The sequence below is a fragment of the Mucilaginibacter sp. genome (assembly GCF_028288105.1).
Classification (GTDB): domain Bacteria; phylum Bacteroidota; class Bacteroidia; order Sphingobacteriales; family Sphingobacteriaceae; genus Mucilaginibacter.
In genome coordinates this window covers 22,544-43,813 of record NZ_JAQBOI010000146.1, presented here as the reverse complement: position 1 = coordinate 43,813, position 21,270 = coordinate 22,544, and the positions used below count along the sequence as shown (strand labels likewise).

Annotated in this window: 25 protein-coding genes; 11 read left to right on the top strand and 14 right to left on the bottom strand. The window is 42.4% G+C overall.

Translation table 11 applies throughout. The features are described from left to right. Positions 1-107: 107 nt before the first annotated feature. On the top strand, positions 108-743 hold the full coding sequence (locus JWQ85_RS10340; RefSeq protein ID WP_299467601.1) for a gluconate 2-dehydrogenase subunit 3 family protein: 636 nt from the start codon (positions 108-110) through the stop codon (positions 741-743). 67 nt (positions 744-810) lie between these two features. On the opposite strand, the gene JWQ85_RS10335 is transcribed toward JWQ85_RS10340, so the two are convergent. Beyond that, positions 811-1,329, bottom strand: a complete 519-nt coding sequence (locus JWQ85_RS10335) for a hypothetical protein (protein WP_299467599.1) — start codon at positions 1,327-1,329, stop codon at positions 811-813. Between the two features lie 270 nt (positions 1,330-1,599). Here JWQ85_RS10335 and JWQ85_RS10330 point away from each other — a divergent pair, with 270 nt between their 5' ends. Next, positions 1,600-2,340 (top strand): YdcF family protein, encoded by a 741-nt coding sequence (locus JWQ85_RS10330; protein WP_299467597.1) that lies wholly within the window; start codon positions 1,600-1,602, stop codon positions 2,338-2,340. Between the two features lie 5 nt (positions 2,341-2,345). Then, on the top strand, positions 2,346-3,329 hold the full coding sequence (locus JWQ85_RS10325; protein ID WP_299467595.1) for a glycoside hydrolase family 43 protein: 984 nt from the start codon (positions 2,346-2,348) through the stop codon (positions 3,327-3,329). A gap of 230 nt (positions 3,330-3,559) precedes the next feature. Here the strand turns inward: JWQ85_RS10325 and JWQ85_RS10320 are convergent, their stop codons facing one another. Beyond that, on the bottom strand, positions 3,560-4,954 hold the full coding sequence (locus JWQ85_RS10320) for a Gfo/Idh/MocA family oxidoreductase (protein WP_299467593.1): 1,395 nt from the start codon (positions 4,952-4,954) through the stop codon (positions 3,560-3,562). Positions 4,955-5,132: 178 nt separating this feature from the next. Between JWQ85_RS10320 and JWQ85_RS10315 the strand changes: the two genes are divergently transcribed. Beyond that, a complete protein-coding gene (locus tag JWQ85_RS10315; RefSeq protein ID WP_299467591.1) occupies positions 5,133-7,034 on the top strand; it encodes a family 20 glycosylhydrolase in 1,902 nt (633 codons plus the stop codon). Between the two features lie 204 nt (positions 7,035-7,238). Here JWQ85_RS10315 and JWQ85_RS10310 read toward each other — a convergent pair whose 3' ends face one another. The 6 genes from JWQ85_RS10310 to JWQ85_RS10285 all read right to left on the bottom strand — a co-directional run bounded on the left by JWQ85_RS10310 (position 7,239) and on the right by JWQ85_RS10285 (position 9,822). Continuing rightward, positions 7,239-7,583, bottom strand: coding sequence for a hypothetical protein (locus tag JWQ85_RS10310; RefSeq protein WP_299467589.1), 345 nt, complete (start codon positions 7,581-7,583; stop codon positions 7,239-7,241). 223 nt (positions 7,584-7,806) lie between these two features. Next, a complete protein-coding gene (locus tag JWQ85_RS10305) occupies positions 7,807-8,190 on the bottom strand; it encodes a DoxX family membrane protein (protein WP_299467587.1) in 384 nt (127 codons plus the stop codon). 30 nt (positions 8,191-8,220) lie between these two features. Continuing rightward, complete coding sequence (locus JWQ85_RS10300) at positions 8,221-8,766, bottom strand: SRPBCC family protein (protein WP_299467585.1); 546 nt, start codon at positions 8,764-8,766, stop codon at positions 8,221-8,223. 2 nt (positions 8,767-8,768) lie between these two features. After that, entirely contained in the window at positions 8,769-9,149 is a 381-nt protein-coding gene (locus JWQ85_RS10295) for a DoxX family protein (protein ID WP_299467583.1), read from the bottom strand. An 18-nt stretch (positions 9,150-9,167) separates the two neighbouring features. Continuing rightward, positions 9,168-9,578: a VOC family protein gene (locus JWQ85_RS10290; protein WP_299467581.1), complete on the bottom strand. Its 411-nt coding sequence runs from the start codon at positions 9,576-9,578 to the stop codon at positions 9,168-9,170. Between the two features lie 31 nt (positions 9,579-9,609). After that, positions 9,610-9,822 (bottom strand): hypothetical protein, encoded by a 213-nt coding sequence (locus JWQ85_RS10285; protein WP_299467579.1) that lies wholly within the window; start codon positions 9,820-9,822, stop codon positions 9,610-9,612. A 115-nt stretch (positions 9,823-9,937) separates the two neighbouring features. On the opposite strand from JWQ85_RS10285, the gene JWQ85_RS10280 reads away from it, so the two are divergent. Further along, positions 9,938-10,918 (top strand): GlxA family transcriptional regulator, encoded by a 981-nt coding sequence (locus tag JWQ85_RS10280; protein WP_299467577.1) that lies wholly within the window; start codon positions 9,938-9,940, stop codon positions 10,916-10,918. Positions 10,919-10,996: 78 nt separating this feature from the next. Beyond that, positions 10,997-11,794, top strand: a complete 798-nt coding sequence (locus JWQ85_RS10275; RefSeq protein WP_299467575.1) for an alpha/beta hydrolase — start codon at positions 10,997-10,999, stop codon at positions 11,792-11,794. 31 nt (positions 11,795-11,825) lie between these two features. Here the strand turns inward: JWQ85_RS10275 and JWQ85_RS10270 are convergent, their stop codons facing one another. Beyond that, positions 11,826-11,981, bottom strand: coding sequence for a hypothetical protein (locus tag JWQ85_RS10270; protein WP_299467573.1), 156 nt, complete (start codon positions 11,979-11,981; stop codon positions 11,826-11,828). 227 nt (positions 11,982-12,208) lie between these two features. On the opposite strand from JWQ85_RS10270, the gene JWQ85_RS10265 reads away from it, so the two are divergent. Both JWQ85_RS10265 and JWQ85_RS10260 read left to right on the top strand, forming a co-directional pair. After that, a complete protein-coding gene (locus tag JWQ85_RS10265; protein WP_299467571.1) occupies positions 12,209-12,775 on the top strand; it encodes a cupin domain-containing protein in 567 nt (188 codons plus the stop codon). 133 nt (positions 12,776-12,908) lie between these two features. Further along, complete coding sequence (locus JWQ85_RS10260) at positions 12,909-13,418, top strand: DinB family protein (RefSeq protein ID WP_299467569.1); 510 nt, start codon at positions 12,909-12,911, stop codon at positions 13,416-13,418. A gap of 235 nt (positions 13,419-13,653) precedes the next feature. Here JWQ85_RS10260 and rlmF read toward each other — a convergent pair whose 3' ends face one another. Then, the gene (gene rlmF / locus JWQ85_RS10255; RefSeq protein WP_299467567.1) at positions 13,654-14,565 is read right to left on the bottom strand and encodes a 23S rRNA (adenine(1618)-N(6))-methyltransferase RlmF; all 912 of its coding nucleotides are present in this window, start codon (positions 14,563-14,565) and stop codon (positions 13,654-13,656) included. Positions 14,566-14,610: 45 nt separating this feature from the next. On the opposite strand from rlmF, the gene JWQ85_RS10250 reads away from it, so the two are divergent. Both JWQ85_RS10250 and JWQ85_RS10245 read left to right on the top strand, forming a co-directional pair. Continuing rightward, positions 14,611-15,105, top strand: coding sequence for a GyrI-like domain-containing protein (locus JWQ85_RS10250; RefSeq protein WP_299467565.1), 495 nt, complete (start codon positions 14,611-14,613; stop codon positions 15,103-15,105). 102 nt (positions 15,106-15,207) lie between these two features. Continuing rightward, complete coding sequence (locus JWQ85_RS10245) at positions 15,208-17,034, top strand: hypothetical protein (protein ID WP_299467563.1); 1,827 nt, start codon at positions 15,208-15,210, stop codon at positions 17,032-17,034. A gap of 55 nt (positions 17,035-17,089) precedes the next feature. Here JWQ85_RS10245 and JWQ85_RS10240 read toward each other — a convergent pair whose 3' ends face one another. The 3 genes from JWQ85_RS10240 to JWQ85_RS10230 form a co-directional block, all read right to left on the bottom strand. Then, entirely contained in the window at positions 17,090-17,701 is a 612-nt protein-coding gene (locus JWQ85_RS10240; RefSeq protein WP_299467561.1) for a DUF1349 domain-containing protein, read from the bottom strand. Between the two features lie 59 nt (positions 17,702-17,760). Then, positions 17,761-19,194 carry a glucoamylase family protein gene (locus tag JWQ85_RS10235; RefSeq protein ID WP_299467559.1) on the bottom strand — a complete coding sequence of 478 codons (1,434 nt, stop codon included), beginning with the start codon at positions 19,192-19,194 and terminating at the stop codon, positions 17,761-17,763. 67 nt (positions 19,195-19,261) lie between these two features. Next, positions 19,262-19,618: a helix-turn-helix domain-containing protein gene (locus JWQ85_RS10230; protein ID WP_299467557.1), complete on the bottom strand. Its 357-nt coding sequence runs from the start codon at positions 19,616-19,618 to the stop codon at positions 19,262-19,264. A 112-nt stretch (positions 19,619-19,730) separates the two neighbouring features. Here JWQ85_RS10230 and JWQ85_RS10225 point away from each other — a divergent pair, with 112 nt between their 5' ends. After that, entirely contained in the window at positions 19,731-20,333 is a 603-nt protein-coding gene (locus JWQ85_RS10225; RefSeq protein WP_299467555.1) for an NAD(P)H-dependent oxidoreductase, read from the top strand. 99 nt (positions 20,334-20,432) lie between these two features. Here the strand turns inward: JWQ85_RS10225 and aqpZ are convergent, their stop codons facing one another. Continuing rightward, positions 20,433-21,140: an aquaporin Z gene (gene aqpZ / locus JWQ85_RS10220; protein WP_299467553.1), complete on the bottom strand. Its 708-nt coding sequence runs from the start codon at positions 21,138-21,140 to the stop codon at positions 20,433-20,435. Positions 21,141-21,270: the final 130 nt, after the last annotated feature.

Genomic DNA, 21,270 nt, shown 5'->3' with positions numbered 1-21,270 from the left:
TTGTGCAACAGGGCGATAAAAATGCTACGTGGACCATTTTGGCCCTAAGCATGCGCACAGCCGAATATATATTACAAGAACGTAAAAAACTTAATGTATAACGCATCATGAACAGACGCGACTCCCTTAAAGCAATAGGTTTAGGAACTTTAACAACCGGCTTATTAATAGGCGTTGGTTGTAAACCAAGTGATAAAGCAGCTACAGAAACTACCCCTGAGAAAGCAGCAGCCGTACCCGGCCGCATGCCCGAAGAAGTAGAACGTGAAAATAAAATAAAAGCCGAAAAGTATTTTGATGACCATGAAATGGCTACTATCACGGTACTGGCTGATATTATTATCCCAAAGGATGACAAATCCGGCAGTGCATCTGATGCCAAAGTGCCGGAGTTTATTGAGTTTATTGTAAAGGATATCCCGAGCCATAAACTGCCTATGCGTGGCGGCCTAAAATGGCTGGATATGCAATGCCTTAACCGCTACGGCAATACTTTTATTAAATGCAGCAGCTCGCAAAAAACAGAACTGTTAGACCAGATAGCTTATCCATACAAAGCTAAAGCCGAAATGGCGCAAGGCGTAGCCTTTTTTAACCGCATGCGCGATTTGACAGCTTCAGGCTTCTGGAGCAGTGAAATGGGCACTAAGGATATTGGCTATGCAGGTAACGCCCCAAATAAATGGCTGGGTGTACCGGCTGATGTATTGAAGCAATACGGCATGGAAAACGTTAAAGTATAATTAAATAAGAAGGGCTGCTTAAATTAAGCAGCCCTTTTTATTTAATTCAGTATTAGGGGTATTCACATCAGAAGTTAAAACCTACACGTAAGCCCATAAACCCCTGGCCCTGATAACCTTCATACCTGATACTGGCATCAAAGCCGCCTAATTGTACACCAATACCCGGTGCATAAGTAAAATGCGAGCTGCTTACAGATTGCAGATCGCCGTTTTCATCGCCATAATATGATCTTACAATTGTCATACCTGCTTCGCCAATGGCATACAAATTACTGGTTAACATGTATTTGTAACCCGCCTTTACCGGGATGTTCAATTGCGCTTTGGTATCTAAATCTATGTCAGAAAAGTCCTTAGGCAAAAAAGCAATTGCACCTGATGTTAAAGTGATCGCACTTTTTTCATTAAGCCCAAAGGCAGCACGTATAGTTAAGCCCGCACCAATATTGTAGGCAGATTTTAGTGTGCCTAAAGGCAAGGCCCCTTCTGCGGCCAGGCCAAGTTTAAAACCAGCCTGTGCAAACAGGTTTGAAGTGGCTAAAGTAGCCACCATGATGAACGCGAGAGTAAAAAGTTTTTTCATTGTTTTAGGATTTAGGTTTAATAATAAATACTAAGCAACAATAATAATTCGGACTACACAATACCGCCTATACGGTATTTTACACGCAGGAAATTTTATACAATGCTTTAAATCAATAAAATAGATTAACCCCGCATCACCTGGCGGGTGGTATATTACATTAATACCAACAAAAGACATTAAGCCTAAATACAGGTTATGTCCGGAAAAATATCGGGTACACGCATCATTAATAAAATTTGAATTAATTTGCGCCTACATTTACGATACATGTTTTTTATACTTTCGAAACTATTATACGTGTTTATTTTGCCACTAACCTGGGTGTTCGCGTTACTGGCTTATGCTATTTTCGCCAAAAATCATAAAATAAAACAACGGGTATTAGTAAGTGCTTTTATAATATTCTGGTTTTTTGGCAACCAATTTACAGCCAATGCCATAGCCAATATGTGGGATGTTGGCCCATATAAGCCTTCGGCAAAAACATACAGCACTGTAATAGTTTTGGGTGGTTTTGTATCTGAGGGTAAAGACGGGAAGGGATACTTTAACGGTGCCGCAGACCGCTGGAAAACCGCTACAACATTAATAGCCAAAGGCACGGCCAAACATATCCTGTTTAGCGGCGGCAATGCAGATCTTAATCCCGATGGTTTTAGCGAGGCCACTTTTGTTGGCGAAGAACTGAGAAAACTAAATATTGCCGATAGCCTTATCCTTTTAGATGGTAAGGCCCGCAATACGCTGGAAAATACCGCTAACGCGAAAATCCTATTGCAAAAGGCAAACTTAAAGCCGCCTTACCTATTGGTTACCTCGGCCTACCACATGCGCAGGGCCAGACATATATTTGAAAAATCCGGTTTGGATGTGGTTGCCTACCCTTGCGATTATACAACTAATGGCGTAATAATGCCAACCAACTTTGTACCCGGCGAAGAAGCCTTTGGCAAATGCAATTTGTATATTAAAGAGATGATTGGTTATATTGTTACCTGCCTAAAATAATACTTATGAAAAAAACACTGCTATTAACACTACTGCCTGCATTTATGCTACAGGCCGCTTATGCACAAACCCCAAAGAAAACCACATCGGGCAACCCTATAGCCGAAGGTTGGTATGCCGACCCGGAAGCCACCATATTTGGCAAGCAATATTGGGTTTATCCAACCTATTCTGATAAATATAACAAGCAGGTGCATTTTGACGCCTTCTCATCGCCCGACCTGGTGAACTGGACCAAACACAATAACGTGCTTGATTCGTCAAACGTGAAGTGGGCTAAACGCGCCATGTGGGCACCGGCAATAGTTGAAAAGGGTGGCAAGTATTATTTCTTTTTTGGTGCAAACGATATACAAAGCGATAAAGAATATGGTGGCATTGGTGTAGCTGTCGCCGATAAACCCGAAGGTCCTTTTAAAGATTATTTAGGCAAACCACTTATTGATAAAATAGTAAATGGCGCACAGCCTATTGATCAGTTTGTGTTTAAAGATACCGACGGCCAGTATTATATTATTTATGGCGGATGGGGCCATTGCAACATCGCGAAGCTAAAGAATGATTTTACAGGTATTGAACCCGCCCCAGATGGCAAAACCTTTAAGGAAATGACACCTGAGGGTTATGTGGAAGGTCCTATTATGTTTATCCGTAAAGGCAAATACTACTTTATGTGGAGTGAAGGTGGATGGACAGGCCCCGATTACCGCGTAGCTTATGCCGTTGGCGATAATATAAACGGTCCGTTTAAAAAGATAGGTGTTGTACTAAAACAAGACCCTGCAGTGGCTACAGGCGCAGGCCACCATTCGGTGATACAAGTGCCGGGTAAAGATGAATGGTATATTATTTACCACCGCCGCCCCCTTACCGAAACCGATGGCAACCACCGTGTAACCTGTATTGATAAAATGACCTTTGATAATGATGGTTTAATAAACCCGGTGAAGATCACCAATGAAGGGGTTACGGCAAATAAGATAAAATAGTCCATATTGTCATGGTGAGCCTGTCGAACCATTAGCCAGGCGTTCAGGTCTTCGACAAGCTCAGACTGACATTCATAATAATCACCATCATGAACTTGTTCAGGATCCCACAGGACAGGTAGTCAATTTTGCTTGAGAGATGCCGAAATTCGGCATGACATATCCTTGCATAAAAAGAGAGCCTCGATTTTTGATCGGGGCTCTTTTTTTGTTCCTATTTCAAGATAGCGTTAAACAATTTTCATCTTCTCGGCATCCCAGTGAATAACTTTATTTTGGAAATAACTATCGTTACATGCCAGGCATGGGGCAGCGGCCCTAAATCCAAATACAGCATCTTCCACAACAGGTTTACCGGTACGTACCGATTCCATAAAGTTGGCAAAGTGATCGTTTGAGGCGTTATAGTCGTCAGGTGCGCGATAAGTGATATCCGGGATATGTGGTGTTTCCTGATCGGTCTGCGAAAAACGCTTATTGTAATCGTCCATCAAAGCCTTTTGCTCGGCTTCTGTATAAGTAAATAACGAATCCCAACCGCCTATACCCGGGGCTACCGACATTTTGTTTTTACGGATAGTAAAGCTTTCTCCTTCGCCCCCAAGATCTATCACCCCCTCCGATCCTACTATTTTAGTGGTTCCGTGGTCGCCCTCGCCGCTTATAAAGTTAACCCGCAGCGTAACCTGGAAAGCCGGATGCTCTTTTGTATCGCCATAATGTATCACAGCGCTCATTACATCGGGCACGTTACGGCCATCTTTCCAAAAAGTAAGATCGCCTATGGCATAAATACGCTCGGGGCCCTTTGAACCGGTAATAAAGTGGATCCCGCTTAACAGGTGCACAAATAAGTCGCCGGCTACACCAGTGCCATACTCGCGATAATTTCTCCATCTAAAAAAGCGGTTCTGGTCAAAGTCATGTTTCACTTTCGCGTTAGACTGAAAGCGTGCCCAATCTACATTCTGTATATTACCATCAGTAGGGATGGTATACTGCCAGGCACCCAAAGCGCTCTGGCGATTAAACGATGCTTCGATAGAATTGATCTTACCTATAGCGCCGGCTTCGTACATCTCTTTAGCCTTGCGGTAAGCAATACTGCTCACCCTTTGGCTGCCCACCTGGAAAACCATTTTGGTATCCTTTTGCGCCTGTATTTCGGCAAGGCCCTGACTTATCAGGTGTACCATTGGTTTTTCGCTGTACACTGCTTTGCCTTTGTGCATGGCATCAATAGCTATCTGGCTATGCCAGTTATCGCTGGTGGCTATAATAACCGCATCAATATCTTTACGTTCTAATAAATTGCGGTAGTCGTTAGTAGTATACAAATCTTTGCCATAAACCTCTTTAGAACGATCCAGGCGGCCTTTGTACAAGTCGCAAACACCAACCAGCTCCACACCGGGAACAGTTAACGCGGCCTTTGTATCATTAAAGCCCATTATACCCATGCCAATAGTGGCTATCCGTATTTTATCGTTCGGGCCTACACGTTTCTGTTCGCGTAATATCCTTACTTCGTTTTCTTCTTTAGCTGCTAAGCTGGTAAGCGAGGCCGATGTCAGTAAAACTGAGGTACCCAAATGCTTCAAAAATTTCCTACGGTCGGTTGACATGATTCTAATTAGTTAAGCTTTAATAATTGGTTAATTAACTGCAGGCGCAGTTGTAGTTACGAAAGGCAATTTAATAAAAAAACCATAATGAAAATATGTTTCCTAAACTTTTTAATATTATTTAAAAAGTTATAAATTGCATGTTGATACCTCAGTTATAAACCATCAATTATACTACATGAAAAAATTATGCTTACTGGTATGCTCCTGCCTTATAGGAACGCTCGCCTTTGGCCAGGCAAACACAACAATTGCCATTATCCCCGAACCTGTTAAAATAACCCAACACACCGGCAGGTTTGTACTGCCAAAGGTTTTGGTTGTACAAGCGGCTTCGCAGGATGCCATGACACCGGTGCTTAATCTTATTAAAAACAAGTTTTCTACCGCTACAGGTAAAATTATTCGTGTAAGGGCAGCGGCACCTAATGCTACAATTAAACTGGTGCTCAACAAAACACCCGATAATGTAATTGGCAAAGAGGGCTACTACCTGTCTGTTAAAGCAAAAAGCATTACCATAAGGGCCAATGCCGAAGCCGGTTTATATTACGGTGTACAAACCTTATTGCAATTGCTGCCCAACCAAATTGAAGGTAAAGAGATTGCTAAGAATGTAACCTGGGCTGTACCCATTGTTGATATAACCGATTACCCTCGTTTTGAGTGGAGAGGTTTAATGTTTGATGTATCCCGCCATTTCTTCACCAAAAAAGAGGTAATGAGCTATATTGATAACATGGCAAAATACAAGCTTAACCTTTTCCACTGGCACCTAACAGATGATGAGGGCTGGCGTGTTGAAATTAAAAGCTACCCTAAGCTAACTACGGTTGGTGCTTACAATGCTAAGCGCGAGGGCGAATTTGGGAATTTCATCCCACCAAAACCTGATGAACCACGCACCTACGGCGGTTATTATACACAGGACGATATCCGTGAAGTGATTAAATACGCGCAAGACAGGTTTGTAAACATTATGCCCGAGGTTGATGTGCCCGGCCACAGCCTTGCCGCTGTTGTAGCATATCCCGAGTTATCGGCCACGGCCGGTGCAGATAAATATGCGGTACGTTCAGGCGAAAAGATAATGGACTGGTCAAAACCCGGCCACCCTGCGTTGGTAGATAATACACTAAACCCAGCAGGCGAGTTCACCTATACCTTTTTAGACAAGGTAGTTGGCGAGATAGCAGCGCTATTCCCTTTCCCGTATATCCACATGGGTGGCGATGAATGTGCCAAAAACTTTTGGGAGCAAAGCGATGCTGTTAAAGCTTTAATGGCTAAAGAAAACCTGAAAACCCAGGAAGAGGTACAAAGCTATTTTGAAAAGCGACTTGAAAAGATAGTAGAATCGAAAGGTAAAAAGTTTATGGGTTGGGATGAGATACTGGAAGGTGGCATTGGCCCTAATGCTGCGCTGATGAGCTGGCGCGGGGTTAAGGGTGGTATTGAAGCGGCCAAGCTTGGCCACGAGGTGGTAATGAGCCCAACTACCTTTGTTTACCTTGATTACATGCAAAGCGACCGTGTAATGGAGCCGCATGTATATGCCACATTACGCCTGAGCAAAACGTATGAGTTTGACCCGGTTCCGGCAGGTGTTGATGCCAAGCTTATAAAAGGCGGGCAAGCCAACCTTTGGACCGAGCAAGTGTACAACATTCGCCAGGCCGAGTATATGACCTGGCCGCGTGGTTTTGCACTGGCAGAGAGTGTATGGTCGCCGCCGGCTAAAAAGAATTTTAATACCTTTTTTACCAAAGTAGAGAAACATTTCGACCGTTTTAACCAAGCCGAGATCAAATACGCGCCAAGTGTTTATGATCCGGATTTTAAACCGGGCCGCAATGCCGATAGCACTTTAAATGTCACACTTACTACCGAGGTACCGGGGCTGGATATTTACTACAGTTTCGATAATTCGTACCCCGATAATTTCTATCCAAAATATATCGGTGTACTTAATATCCCTATTGATGCTACGCAGCTAAGGGTTATTACTTACCGTGGCAAAAAACCAGTTGGTCGTATGATCACCATGCCGATCAGCGAATTGAAGAGCCGGCTAAAATAAGTTTGCAGATATTAGTTTGCATAAAGAGGCCGCGCCAGTTTGGTGCGGCTTTCTACTTGGAGGTTATTTAACCACAGAGTACACAAAGACATAAAATGTATTAGTCACAAAGTGCACAGAGAGAAATCAAGAGACAAGCTCTGTGCTCTTTGTAGTTAAAAACAGCAAATCCTTTGTGCCCTCTGTGGTAAATCTAAATTAGCCTTACTCCTTCCTCTTCATTCTTGAAAAAGGAAAGCCGTTACACCCTTTCTTGGGATTCTGACGGTCGGTTTTGGCCGTATTTTGGGCGATAATATCCGTTTTTGCGTCGTAAATGCTCAGGCAGAAACCCCATTTCCAAGGCTCCATATTGCTGAACTGCATGTAATCTATCCGGGTATACAGGCCACCTTCTCCGGGGTTTTGATCATCATTGCGGGCAACAATATACTGGTCTTTAACATTCCATTTTATGATGTGATATTTGGTGCGTGGCTGCTGTATAAACAAGGTATCATTAATGGTATAACGGATGCCATAATCATCTACGAAATTGCCTTTGAACATAGTAGGGACATCATCGGTACGGTGCGTAAGCTAATTATCGCCAATGCTAATTATCGACAGGAACAAAATAAAGAAAGCCAGTTTTTGCATGTGCTAATTTATTAATTTTTCACCACAGAGAACACGGAGGATTTGCATCCCGTTTAAACACAGAGGGCACAGAGATTATTTCTCTGCACCCTCTGTGAAAATCTTTGTGTCCTTAGTGGTAAAAATTAAATGCTTATTTCACCGCAAATAGCGAAACGTAATTTTTACGATAGTAATACGCCAGGAACAAATCTCCAATTAAAAGCAACGCCGCGGTAGGTATCCCGGATGGTGCTACGAAGATGTGTGTTAACAGTATGTTGATGATGATCGGGAAGATCACAACAGCGGCAAGTGTAACAAACCTGCCAGTTAAAAACGCGATGGAGCATACCAGTTCTGTTACCTTTATAAAAGTCAGTAAATAACCGGATGCCATTATACCCGCCATAAAAGTTTTATTGGCCTCGCTCATTTCGGGCATTTTACCCATATCAATTTTAAAAAGCACTACAACCGATGCGAACAGGAACATAAGCCCCATCAGTGTACGAACAATGATCATTGCAATTTTCATAGTATTTAGTTTTAGGTTTGTGTGTTTAGTTTATTGCTTTTCCAGTATCTGTTTCAAATTATTCAGGCTTATCTCCATATCCTTACCCAGCATTTTATCCATATTCATAAACAGCAGCATAGCATTCATTGGGAAAGCCATTTTACTATCAAAACTCCATTTTACCGTAGTAGTATCATCGGTTACGGTTTGTGTTGATATATAAGTATCAGCTACGCCGGCAAACGGTTTTATAAATACCACGCGGATATCTATCCTTTCGCCGTCTACAATTTTTTCCAAAGTTTGGTGGCCTTTTCCCGCTTGCTTCATATCGCTATCCCAGGCGGCATTGAAACCCTCTGTTCCGTCTGTACCGGTATAGGTCATGCGTTTGTTTGGGTCGGTCATCACCCATTTGCTGTAGTGATCCATGTTGCGCAGGTATTTAATATAATCGAATACTTGCTGGCGGGGCGCATTAATAATAATGCTACGCTGAACGGTATATGCTTTTGGTGCAATTAAAGCTAATACAAGCACTACTACAATTATGCCTGCAAAAATGCCGAGGATGGTCGTTATAGTATCATTCATAATTATGCGGTTTTAATGGTTTCGTATCGTTTCCAGAAGTAGTACAAGATAAACATTACAACAAGAATTACCAATGGAAACATCAGTAAACCAATACTATCACCAACAAAAGCTCTTGATGCAGATGCGCCAACAAAGGTGATAAAGAAGCCTGCAAACGCCCACTCTTTAATAGTTTTTAAACTATTTTGAGCTATTGCTATGGCCCCTAACACTTTAAATACACCTGTTATTACCATTATGTAAATGGGGTACCCCAGGTGCCTCATAACTTCCTGGCCGGTTTTTTCACGGGCAATACCAGCTCCGCCATCCATCGCCATAAACAAAACAAAGATGACGGTGAGTACCCAGTAAATTATTTTTATTGTTTTTGTTTTCATGATAAGGTTAGGTTATGGTTATTGTTCTGCAGTAAATATACCCCAGCGGCTCCCAAATTTATCAATTATGTTGCCCATTGTGCCGGCAAAAAATGTGCTCATGGGGTGCACTATTTTGCCGCCCGCGCTAAGTTTATCAAACATGGCCGATGCCTCAGCTTTGCTGTCGCAGGTTAGCGTTAATGATACCGGGCCACTATCTGATGTAATATCATCATTTGGCATATCAGAACCAAGCAGGGTTAGGTCGCCTTTTGTAAGGTCGGCATGTAAAATAATATCCTGCAGTTGCGGCGGGAACATATCTTTCATGGGCGATTCTTTAACTACAATTAAGCTCAACTCGCCGCCAAGGCATTCTTTATAAAAGTTCATGGCTTCGCGACAGTTATTATCCCTGAAGTTGATGTAGGCATTAATTTTTGACATGGTTTCTATCTTTTAATGGTTTATAAATAGGTTATGTAAGTACTTCGCAATAATGTCCGTTCAATTTAAGCAATTCTATTACACGGTTGGCACAAAAGTCCTTCCCTTCTACCCGTAGTATCTTGTCGCAATCTTCCAGGTCGAAGTTAATTTTACTGGCCGGGAATTGTTCTAATAGCTTTTGAATAAGTATCCTTGACCTATCCATCTCCTGCACATTTGTTTTAAAAACCTCGATCATCATAAAATTAATTATTTGATACGATACAAAGGTGCGTGTCTTTAGTATATTTAAAGGGGGGTAATTACGACAATCTAAGGGGTTGATTGCGACGATGATACCATCTAACTTTGATACCATGAAACATATATCAATACTTATCCCGCAGGGCGAAACCAGCCTGAGCAACATAGAGGCCACCTATAAGATGTTCTCGATGGTAAATCAAACGCTTGACAGGATGAAGAAAGCGCCGCTGTTTAAGATACAATTGGTTGGTTTAAATAAAGAAACCGCTTTAACTAATGGCTTGTTCACCATTAAGCCCGAATTTGCCTTTGATGAGATTGCTAAAACCGACCTCATTATTATCCCTGCGGTGCATGGCGATATAAATAAAGTGCTAAGCGACAATAGCGATTTTATCCCCTGGATAATAAAACAGTATAAAACGGGTGCAGAAGTGGTATCGCTTTGCATAGGCGCCTTTATACTGGCCTCTACAGGGTTACTAAAGGGGCGTAGCTGTACTACACATTGGCTAATGGCCGATGAATTTAGAAAGATGTTCCCTGATGTAAACTTAATGCCCTATAAGATAATTACAGACGAGGGCGGCATTTATACCAGTGGGGGCGCCTACTCATCTCTTAATTTGCTTTTATACCTGGTTGAGAAATTTGCCGGCAGGGATATGGCTATTAACTCATCAAAAATATTTGAGATAGATATAGAACGCAACAGCCAATCGCTGTTCATCATTTTTCACGGGCAAAAGGACCATGATGACGATGTAATTAAAAAAGCGCAAGATTTTATTGAGCACAACTACCAGGGAAAAATTACGGTAGATCACCTTGCATCAATGCTTGCCCTAAGTCGCAGGCACTTAGAGCGCCGCTTTAAAAAAGCTACATCAAACACCGTGGTAGAATATATGCAGCGCGTACGTATAGAAGCCGCGAAAATGAGCCTGGAAACTATCCGCGAAAACGTGAACGAAGTGATGTACAACGTTGGTTATACCGATACCAAAGCCTTCCGGATGATATTTAAAAAGATAACCGGCCTATCGCCGGCAGAATACAGGAATAAGTACAGTAAGGATGTAGCGGCGTAGAGCCTCACCTCCACCCTCAAACAAAGAAGATAAATTATGCGGCACATCAAAATATTCATTTTTAATTTGATATTGATCATGACAGTTAATACAACAGAAGCCCAAACTACGGGCAAATATGCCAATGTTAACGGCATAAAAATGTATTATGAGATACACGGAACGGGCAGCCCGCTGGTTTTGATACATGGCGGCGGCTCTACCATAAAAACAAATTTTAGCCGGATAATACCCATTTTGGCCAAAACCCATCAGGTTATAGCGGTTGAACTGCAAGCCCACGGCCACAGCGGCGACCGCGATGCGCCCGAATCATTTATACAGGACGCCGACGATGTAGCAGAACTATTAAAGCAATTAAATATACCCAAAGCAGATATATTAGGATTTAGTAATGGCGGCCAGACCTGTTTAGAGCTGGGCATTCGCCACCCGGATAAAGTGCGTAAATTGGTAATCGCCTCGGCCTTTTATAAAAGGGATGCCGCACCCGAAGCCTTTTGGAAAGGTTTTGAGAAGCCCGACTTTAGCCACATGCCACAGATTTATAAAGATGAATATCTGAAAATAGGTACTCAAGCAGGCCTGATGAATATGTTTAACAAGGATGTGCAGCGTATGTATACGTTTAAAGGCTGGACGGACGAGGATCTGCAAAAGATACAGGCACCATCACTTGTTGTAATAGGCGACCAGGACCTGCCCACACCAGAGCATGCCGCCCAAATGAGCCGCACTCTACCGCATGGCCGTTTAGCTATATTGCCAGGAACACATGGCAGCTACATAGGCGAAGCTTTTATGCCCAAGCCCGAAAGTAAAATACCAGACCTGTTTGTGGCCATGGTGAATGAGTTTTTGGCGGATGAGCTATAATTCGGTGAGGACACCGAACCCGGGGTTGATGTTATTCCTTCTCCGGGTCTTCAGGATCTACTATTGATGAATCTATCTCATCCTTTTCAAAAGCTTTTTCGTCTTTACGGTTACGCCATACTAACCATATTACCAATGCTAATAGCACCACTACTATTATGCCAAGTGTGAAATAGTTGATTTGCATGTAGTTATATGTACAATGAACGTGCCTGAAAGTCAAAGATTGCTATCTACTTACAAGCTTTTTTTTATAAGGTATAGCATATGTAGCATTAGGTTGGCAGGAACCTGGCGGGGGCTGATACAGGGCATTAAGAAGTAATACCATTCACCACCAACAGCACTTACCCACTCATTATTAAGTATTTATATTTAGCTTTGAGTAGCTATTGTTCACTAAAATGTATGGTTATGAAAAGAAATAAGTTTCTTGGGGCATTATTAGCTACTGCGGCAATTCCGCTGATTGGAAAATCATTTAATTACAAAAACATTGTTAGGACAGGGAAAGGCTTTAAGGCTGCGGCCGGCGAGGGCAGGATACACGGCCATATTAAACTGAAAGGTGTCAATCAAAATGTTCTTGATGTGAAAGTATCTGGTAGTGATACTAACGGACAATTTGCCATATTTGAACAAACCAGCCTATCTCAAGGTAAAGGGACACCCTTACATATCCATCACTCGCAAGATGAAGTTTTTTATGTTTTAGAAGGCGAATATCAGTTTAAGGTAGGGGATGATAATTACCATCTTAAAGCCGGTGATAGTATATTTTTACCCATGAAAGTACCACATGCGTGGACTCAGGTTTCTGAAACAGGAAAAATGACTGTGACTTTGCAACCAGCCGGCAAATTAGAAAGCTTTTTTGTAACAATAGCTGCACTTGATCATGAGCCATCACAAGAAGAGTTGGCTAAGATATTTTCTGACAATGAGATGCAAGTTGTAGGCCCACCACTAAAGCTTCAATAATAAAAGCTATTGCATGGGTAAAGAAAATTCTCCAATCATAGCTCTCTTTATTTTTAAAACATTTAATTCCTGCTGACATACTGCTGTCATTGGCCTATAGTTTCTTTGTATCATAAACTTAAAACTATAAGCCATGACAAACACAACAGCAACAACTAACACACCGGTAATAACATCTGATGCTTTTTTGAAAAACTGGCAGGCGCATCGTGCGTTAAGCCGCAGGGTACTGGCTGCCTTCCCCGAGAAAGAGCTTTTTGAATTTACCATAGGCGGCATGCGCGCCTATAACCACCTTGCAGGCGAAATGATAGGCCTGGCCAGTGCAGGAATGAATGGCATTGTAACTGGCAAATGGGAAACCACCCCTGCCCTTGATCACTTTAATGATGAAGTAACCATTGCCACCAAAGCCGAACTATTGGAAGCCTGGGACGATGTGACCGAACAAATAGATGTGTTATGGCCGCAAATACCTGCCGAACGTTTTTCTGAAACAGAAGCCGCTTTTGGCCAATACCCAAACACTATTATAAACACACTACAGTATCTTTTTGATAACGAGATCCATCACCGCGGCCAGGGTTATGTTTATCTACGCGCGCTGGGTATAGAGCCGCCTGCGTTTTGGGACAGGTTTTAATTCCACCCGGCGGAAGGGTTAGATGACAGAGGTATAGGTGCTTCGAAGATACCGAATAAGCCAAATCAGCATCCGATAAAATGTATCAGTTGCTGATTTGGTGTCATGCTTGTTACACCAATAAAATTAAGTTTCTGATTATTAGATACTTATGTGCGTTCATGGTGTTTGTGTGTGTGGTGAACGTGAACACTTCCACCCGTTTGTAATGACCGGCTGGCTATGGTTTACTTTGCTAAAACCGCCACACCAGCACCCTGCTGGTTTTTTGGCCCTGCGACATGGTGATGGTTTTTACATCGGCCGCCTTGTAATAATCAAGCGATTTATAGCAGCCATCTAATGTTGTTTTCTTTGATATCAACGAGGAAAACCACTTACATGATCTTGCAAATTGTTTACTCTCGGTTATCATTTTATTCAGGAAACGCGGTTCGCCACCTTCGTACCAAAGTTCGTTATTGCGGCCGCCGAAGTTGAGGTCAGTCCCTTTGTCTTGCCCCAGGTTTTTCCATTTGCGGCTGGATTTTTCGTTAACCTCTTTGGATGATGAGTGAAATGGTGGGTTGCACATGGTCATATCAAACTTTTCGCCGGGCTTTATAATGCCGTCGAAAATATTTGCATAGGTTGTTTGCTTACGGATCTCGATAGCCCCGGCCAATCCATTATCTTCAACTATCTTTTTTGCCGAAGCAGCCGCTATGTAATCCACTTCGCTTCCTACAAAACTCCAACCATAAGTTTTGTGCCCTATTAACGGGTAAATACAGTTTGCCCCAACGCCAACATCAAGTACTTTAATGCTATTCCCTGTTGGCACTTCGCCATTATTGCCTTCGGCCAGTACATCGGCAATGTAGTGGATATAATCCGCCCGACCGGGAATGGGTGGGCACAAAAAGCCTTCGGGGATATCCCAGGTGTTCACACCATAGTGCTGTTTTAGTAAAGCCTGGTTAAGCGTTTTAACAGCATCCGGATCGGTAAAATCAATAGACAGATCATCGTGTTCGTTCTGCGAAACAAACTCACGCAACCCGGGCAAGGCTTTTACAAGCGATGCAAAATCGTACCGGTTACGGTGCGCGTTGCGCGGGTGCAGGTTTGTTTTTTCGTCGGGTTGAGGGGTTGATTGATCTGCCATAATATTTTGCAAAGGTAGGAAGTATATTTGCAATCATAATATGATATGCTACAACCAAAGATAGAAACCATACCAGCAAAAAAGTTAATGGGCAAAAAGATACAAATGAGTTTGGCCGATAACAAAACCCGCGCGCTATTTCAAAGCTTTATGCCTGGTCGCCATCAAATAAAAAACAAAGTAAATGCTGATGTAATTTGCATGCAGGTTTATAACACATCGCTTAATTTTAAAGATTTCACGCCAAACACCGTCCACCAAAAATGGGCTGCTGTTGAGGTTACTGATTTTAACTTAGTACCCGATGACATGGAAATCTTTACATTACAAGGTGGCATGTATGCGGTATTCTTATACAAAGGCGCCCCGGCTGCTTTTGGACCAACATTTAATTACATTTTTAATACCTGGCTCCCTGCATCCCTTTACGAAGTAGATAACCGCCCGCATTTTGAAATATTGGGCGAGAAGTATAAAAATGATGACCCGGGATCTGAAGAAGAAATTTGGGTGCCCATCAGGCTAAAATTACTATCCTGAAAAGCTATTATGCCCCTTTTTCCAATAAATGCCCATTATCCGTTATAAATCCAATTTTCAATGCGCTTTTGTTGTAAATTAGTTGCATTAACCATCACAATTATGAATATTGAAAAAGAAATGGAGGCGCTCTTTGCTCTCCAAAAAGAGCAGCCCCAGCAACGTGCGCTTTTAGCGGGCGATAAAGACACGGATATCTTCCAATCTATTTTAGGCGATTTAAAAGATGCTGTTATATCTAAAGTAAAAAAGAAAGCCACCGGCTGGATAATGAACCTGGTGGGCCTTGGCCCCGGCCCCGAACCAAAGGACGAAGTTAAAGAGGCACTTGAAAAGCAATACCAGGAGCTAAAGGTTATTGAAGGCAAGATAGACGCATTAAGCTCTAAACTAAACGAAGCCATTGAAGTATTTAAAACCGAAATAGATGGCGCCAAATACTACACCGCAACCCAGGCCCTTAACCCTGTTGCCGCAAATATTGATGCTGCATTTGAGCGTTTGCAGATGTATGCGCGCTTAGAACCAGGTGCAGGTTCTAAACTGGAAATGGATGAGCTGGCTGCCACTATACGTGCTACTATACCCAATGCATTTATTGCCATAAAAAACAATTTGATCGGCACACCATCCGGCGGCGAAAATATGACCTCGTTGGGAACACGCGTTGCCTTTAAAGCAGCCAAAAGCGTAGATGAGTATGCCGAAATGATACATATGCAATTTATGTACTACTATGGCTTACAGCTAAAAGCGTTGATGCTTATCATAGAGGCTTACCACTATAACGGAACGCCTGCAGTAGCCCAAAACTATTACAATACTTACGTAGGCAACATGAACGACGAGGTAAAAGTGTACGTTAACTTTGTACCTAAAACATCGCTGCAAAATAAAATTGAACTGGATACCGATGTAATAGATATTTTGCCAAAAGGCGATAATGTTTATCTGCAGTGCGGTATGCAGGTAACCAACCCTAAATTTATTACTATACGTACCAAAGACGCGCAAAAGCTAAATGAACTCATTATTCCGGATGTGCGCCTGAACTGGACACTGGCCGAAAAGGATGGTTTTGCCTACACGGCCTCCATGTCGGAAAGCGACTCATCGCGGTGGGATATTAACAAAATAGCCCTGGGTAATACACCAAACATTGTTGGCTGCCTTAGCTATTCCCCGCCGGGATCCGGCTGGTTTAAAGGCGCGTTTTTAATGGGTTATGATATTGATGGCGATTACCTGTACGCCATGTTTATGGCTATGGGTGTTAAGGGCTTTACCATCAAAGTTATAAATCTTAAAACGTTTGCTTTTGAAGATGATCTTTACTTTCCAGACCCGTTACAATCTGCCGGCAGCCCGCGCGGTAACGGGTTAAGGGTTAAAAATGGAAAACTTTATATTATGGCCTGGTTTAACAGCGATAGCTTTACCAGTTTAAAGGTTATTGATATAAAAACCAAAAAAGTTACAGATACCATTAAAGCCGAACCGCGAAGCGCCAACGGCGCTATGGCCCCAATTACCATTAAAGATGATCTGTTGTTTTGTGCAGCCTACGATACCCAGCTAAGAGTTTACGATCTGAACCAAAGCCCACCGGCTTTAACCTTACTAAGTAACATCAATATTTTTATGCAGAATATTATTGTTGATGGCAACCTGATATACATTAACAGCCACAGCAATATGGAGGATACACGTGGCGACCTGATGGTAATTTACTGGGCACCAAAATCGGGCGTTTCACAAAAAACCATGAAGGTTGGTAATGGAATAACTGCCCTGCATATGGATAAAACGCACTTGTATGGCGGTGCCGGCGGTGGCGAAAAAACCTTATATATACTGGGTTACGCGCACGACCCTAACAATCTCATTACCCCGGTCGACCCTGTACTGGCCGGCTCATTGCCTATGTAATAAAAAAGCCTTCGGTATTATGCTGAAGGCTTTCTTTTTTAATCATTATTTCGTTCTACTCTACCTTCTTTACAACAAAATTTTCAAATACAACCGGGAAGCTTAATTTACCCGGTGCAGCGGCCACCATGCCTATTTCGGCCTTTACGTTCGGCGGGAAATAAGCCAGTCTCAGCATTTTAAAATCTTTGTTATCGAAAGAATAACGAATCTCTACATAATCGCCTTTACGCAGCAATTTAAGCCAGATAGATTTAGGGCTATCCGTACGCGGCACTACCGACCAATCCGATACTTCGCGGGTTACTACAGCGCTTACATTTTGCACACCATCCACATACTCAATACCGGTTTTAATCCAATTTTTGTTATCAATACGTATCATTAAACCTGCCTGGTGAAAAAGCTCCTGGTAGTTCCCGGTTATTTTTACCGATGCTTCAAAGTTGCCCTCGGCCTCCTGAAAATAAAATGGCCCCGAATCGCGAATGAAACCATAATGGGTTATGCGCCAATAATCTGTACCCGGGTCAACTGTCATGGTCAGTTTCTGGGCGTTACCTTCCCATTTCTTTGGTTCGTTAAGCCATTTCATTGCTTTATTGTTTTGTGCCGATGCCGCGCAGGATATTAATATAAAAGACAAGGCTATAAAATATTTTTTCATAGAGGTGCGATGTTGAATAGCAATACTACAAAAATTACAGGAATGGCTTTTCTAAAAACTTATTCCTTTATCCATTTACTTTTAAAGCCCAGGCGTTTTAAGCCGTTACGGATATCGGGGTTGTTCATCAATAGTTTCCATATAAGCCCGCTGCGATAGTTTTCTATCATTACCACAATCGGCCCCTGGTCTATCGCCAAATGTGTTTTTGCGTACCAGTTATGCGATTCGCTAAAGCCATCGGCAAAACCATATGGCCCCCAAATTTTATCGCCCAGGTCATAATAAAAATGTTTAAGCGCCTGCATAGAATACTGCGGCGTATAAGGGAATGATGATAGGGCTGCCGTAGGCTGTATCACGCCATAATCAACCTCGGGGCAATGGGCAACATAACCTTTATAACTATCCCCGGCAGTTAAACCCCAGCAGTTTTCGCCGTAACCTTTATACTTTTTAGGGTTCTCGATACAATAGGCGCGGTTTATTAAAGTGTGATTTTTTGTTTGTACCGCGTAGTCAATTCCATGGTCGTCAGTTAGCCCGTTAGGGTCGATACCCATGTAGGTATATTGTTCAAAAAACAGCGGGCCGCCCCTGTCAAAATTCCCTAAAGGCAACTCGTGACCGTAATAGGTTTTGCCGTTTTTCCAGCTATCAGATTTAACCCAGCTATTTTCGTAAAGTTCTTTTGATATGGGGTGCCTTGGTGATGACGCCGAAACAATGTAAGTTATCAAAGCTTCGTCGTACCCGCCAACGGGGAAGTTCATATCAAAATCGTTGGTTGGGCTCCAGTGCCAGTACAGGTGCTTGTTATCTTCTTTACTGTGCCAGTTCCAGTTAGCTGCATCCCACATTTGCTGTACCCGCTTCTGGAAATATTTTTCGGCCTTGGTATTGCCATTAAAATACTCTTTAGCGCCCAAAAGGCCCATCATCAGGTATGATGTTTCTACAATATCTGCACCATCATCTAATCTGTCAAAAGCAATTGTTTTACCTGTGGCACCATTCATAAAATGCGGATATATGCCATGGTAGCAGTCGGCCTTGATCAAGAAATCTACAATTTTTATAAGCCGTTTAAGGGCCGTATCCCTTCCTATCCAGCCTCGGTTTGTTGCAACAACTGTAGCCAGGATGCCCATACCGGTGCCACCTATCGCGCAGGCTTCGGGGCCAAAGGTACCTTTACTTAAGTTGGGCTCGTCGTATGCCTCGTTTATGTAATCCCAGTAATACTGGCCCTTAACGGTGTTGTCCCGTTCGCGCGCCAGGCCGCTAATCGGGTGGGCAAAATGCCAGAAATATCTGAATGTTTGGCGCTGCACAATATCAAGCAGGGCCGAGTCGCTAATATTTTTGATAATGCCAACCGGGGCAATTGAAGTAAGCTCGGTAGGCTTTTTAATGCTGACCTTCTTTTTTTGGGCAGATGCAGCAGATATGATGACCAAACACAGTACATACAGGCTGATGATTCTTTTCATACAAGTAAGATAGATTTAAATGGCAAACCAATATAGCGTTTCTGTATTAGATCTGCATATTTATGATCTATCTTTCCCGTCTAAGTTTATCGCGGTGCATAGCCCCCCAGCTTGACAGGGAATTTAAAACCCCACTTAACGTGTCGGCATACTCGGTGATCTGATATTCTACCACTATAGGTGTTCCTGTATGCACAATACGGGTTACAAAACCATTCAATTCCAGCTCTTTTAGTTCGCTGGATAATACACGGGCCGATATGCCATCTATTGAACGCTGTATCTCGTTAAAGCGTTTACTGCCTTCAAGTAAAGCAACTATTACCCGCAGTTTCCACTTACCGCCAATAACATAAAGGGCATCGCCAATAGAGGTAAGCCTGTTAGTGCACGCCTCAGAGGTTGGGCTAATCGTTCTATTCATAACTAATTGATTTTCAAAAAACTAACAAAAAGGTTATCACTAACCTTTTGTATACTACTAATATTTTATAACCAAATATACATAGATTTGACCATATAAAATATTAAAAACGATGAAAAAGATCCTTCATATCATTTCAAGCCCAAGAGGCGATGCTTCTTTGAGCATAAAGCTTGGTAATGCTGTTGTTGAAAAAATACAGGCGGCTTACCCCGGCAGTACCGTAAAAGAAACTAATTTGGTAAAGCAACAATTTCCACACCTGGAAGAAGCCCATCTTACTTCCTTTTTCACACCCGCAGAAAACAGAACGCCAGAAAACTTAGTGGCTATTAAACACTCTGAAGATGCGATATCAGAAATACAGGATGCCGATATTATTGTGATTGGAGTGCCTATTTACAACTTTAACATTCACTCTACCCTAAAAGCATGGATAGACCATATTGTTAGGCGGGGCGTTACTTTTAAGTACGACGAAAATGGTCCACAGGGCTTACTACCAGGTAAAAAGGTTTACCTGGCGTTAGCATCAGGTGGTATTTTTTCTGAAGGCCCCATGGCTGGCTTCGATTTTGCAGTACCTTACCTAAAACACATGCTGGGCTTTATTGGCTTAACAGATATTACCGTTTTCAGGGTTGAAGGCACATCTATCCCGGGTATACAAGATACCGCTTTAGAAAAAGGCCTTAGCAGCATTCATTTAAACTAAAATAGGTTAAACAAAAGGGGAAAGATGCGATTCACATCTTTCCCCTTCTTATTTGATATTATCAGGATACTGTACTGAGTGCCACAGACCCTTATCTTATTATTTCCGCTCTAACATATATCGCCATACAACCGCGCTTAATATACTGCCCAAAATTGGGGCAACAATAAACAACCATAACTGGCTTATTGCTGCACCACCAACCAGCAAGCCCGGGCCTATGCTTCTTGCTGGGTTAACAGATACACCTGTAACAGGTATCCCCACAATATGAATAAGCACCAAACTTAAACCTATAGATATGCCCGCGAAACCGCCGTGTATATTTTTGGTAGATGTTGACCCGAAAATAACAAACAGGAATATAAAAGTAAAAACTGTTTCGGCAATAAAACCTGCCTGCAGGTTATAATGTGCAGGCGAAGAAGCAGCATAGCCATTTTGCCCTAAACCATTAACAGCAATATCATACCCATCTTTACCTGATGCAATAAGCAACAAGATACCTGCCCCCGCAAGCGCACCTAATATTTGCGCTACAATATAAATTACGGCCTCACTTGCTTTCATACGGCCGGCTACAACCATGCCTATAGAAATAGCCGGATTAATATGACAGCCAGAAATATGCCCGATAGCATAGGCCATTGCCACTACTGATAGGCCAAAGGCGAAAGCAATGCCCAGTAAGCCTACACCGGTTGTGCCATTTGCACCGGCAATTACCGCACTGCCGCAGCCCATTAAAACAAGAACAAGCGTGCCAAAAAATTCGGCAGCAAATTTGGAGGATGTGTTTGTTTCCATTTTAGGTTTTAATTAATAAGTGAAAAGTATAGTTGAGAATTGTTATACCTGTTATTAATATTTAGGTGGGGCACTATGTAAATATAAAAACCAGATTTAAATGTAGGTTATACTTGTTATCCACAATATT

Coding starts and splice junctions, on each gene's coding strand:
- JWQ85_RS10340 (WP_299467601.1), top strand. CDS start 108: ATGAACAGACGCGACTCCCTTAAAGCAATAGGTTTAGGAACTTTAACA.
- JWQ85_RS10335 (WP_299467599.1), bottom strand. CDS start 1,329: ATGAAAAAACTTTTTACTCTCGCGTTCATCATGGTGGCTACTTTAGCC.
- JWQ85_RS10330 (WP_299467597.1), top strand. CDS start 1,600: ATGTTTTTTATACTTTCGAAACTATTATACGTGTTTATTTTGCCACTA.
- JWQ85_RS10325 (WP_299467595.1), top strand. CDS start 2,346: ATGAAAAAAACACTGCTATTAACACTACTGCCTGCATTTATGCTACAG.
- JWQ85_RS10320 (WP_299467593.1), bottom strand. CDS start 4,954: ATGTCAACCGACCGTAGGAAATTTTTGAAGCATTTGGGTACCTCAGTT.
- JWQ85_RS10315 (WP_299467591.1), top strand. CDS start 5,133: ATGAAAAAATTATGCTTACTGGTATGCTCCTGCCTTATAGGAACGCTC.
- JWQ85_RS10310 (WP_299467589.1), bottom strand. CDS start 7,583: ATGTTCAAAGGCAATTTCGTAGATGATTATGGCATCCGTTATACCATT.
- JWQ85_RS10305 (WP_299467587.1), bottom strand. CDS start 8,190: ATGAAAATTGCAATGATCATTGTTCGTACACTGATGGGGCTTATGTTC.
- JWQ85_RS10300 (WP_299467585.1), bottom strand. CDS start 8,766: ATGAATGATACTATAACGACCATCCTCGGCATTTTTGCAGGCATAATT.
- JWQ85_RS10295 (WP_299467583.1), bottom strand. CDS start 9,149: ATGAAAACAAAAACAATAAAAATAATTTACTGGGTACTCACCGTCATC.
- JWQ85_RS10290 (WP_299467581.1), bottom strand. CDS start 9,578: ATGTCAAAAATTAATGCCTACATCAACTTCAGGGATAATAACTGTCGC.
- JWQ85_RS10285 (WP_299467579.1), bottom strand. CDS start 9,822: ATGATGATCGAGGTTTTTAAAACAAATGTGCAGGAGATGGATAGGTCA.
- JWQ85_RS10280 (WP_299467577.1), top strand. CDS start 9,938: ATGAAACATATATCAATACTTATCCCGCAGGGCGAAACCAGCCTGAGC.
- JWQ85_RS10275 (WP_299467575.1), top strand. CDS start 10,997: ATGACAGTTAATACAACAGAAGCCCAAACTACGGGCAAATATGCCAAT.
- JWQ85_RS10270 (WP_299467573.1), bottom strand. CDS start 11,981: ATGCAAATCAACTATTTCACACTTGGCATAATAGTAGTGGTGCTATTA.
- JWQ85_RS10265 (WP_299467571.1), top strand. CDS start 12,209: ATGAAAAGAAATAAGTTTCTTGGGGCATTATTAGCTACTGCGGCAATT.
- JWQ85_RS10260 (WP_299467569.1), top strand. CDS start 12,909: ATGACAAACACAACAGCAACAACTAACACACCGGTAATAACATCTGAT.
- rlmF (WP_299467567.1), bottom strand. CDS start 14,565: ATGGCAGATCAATCAACCCCTCAACCCGACGAAAAAACAAACCTGCAC.
- JWQ85_RS10250 (WP_299467565.1), top strand. CDS start 14,611: ATGCTACAACCAAAGATAGAAACCATACCAGCAAAAAAGTTAATGGGC.
- JWQ85_RS10245 (WP_299467563.1), top strand. CDS start 15,208: ATGAATATTGAAAAAGAAATGGAGGCGCTCTTTGCTCTCCAAAAAGAG.
- JWQ85_RS10240 (WP_299467561.1), bottom strand. CDS start 17,701: ATGAAAAAATATTTTATAGCCTTGTCTTTTATATTAATATCCTGCGCG.
- JWQ85_RS10235 (WP_299467559.1), bottom strand. CDS start 19,194: ATGAAAAGAATCATCAGCCTGTATGTACTGTGTTTGGTCATCATATCT.
- JWQ85_RS10230 (WP_299467557.1), bottom strand. CDS start 19,618: ATGAATAGAACGATTAGCCCAACCTCTGAGGCGTGCACTAACAGGCTT.
- JWQ85_RS10225 (WP_299467555.1), top strand. CDS start 19,731: ATGAAAAAGATCCTTCATATCATTTCAAGCCCAAGAGGCGATGCTTCT.
- aqpZ (WP_299467553.1), bottom strand. CDS start 21,140: ATGGAAACAAACACATCCTCCAAATTTGCTGCCGAATTTTTTGGCACG.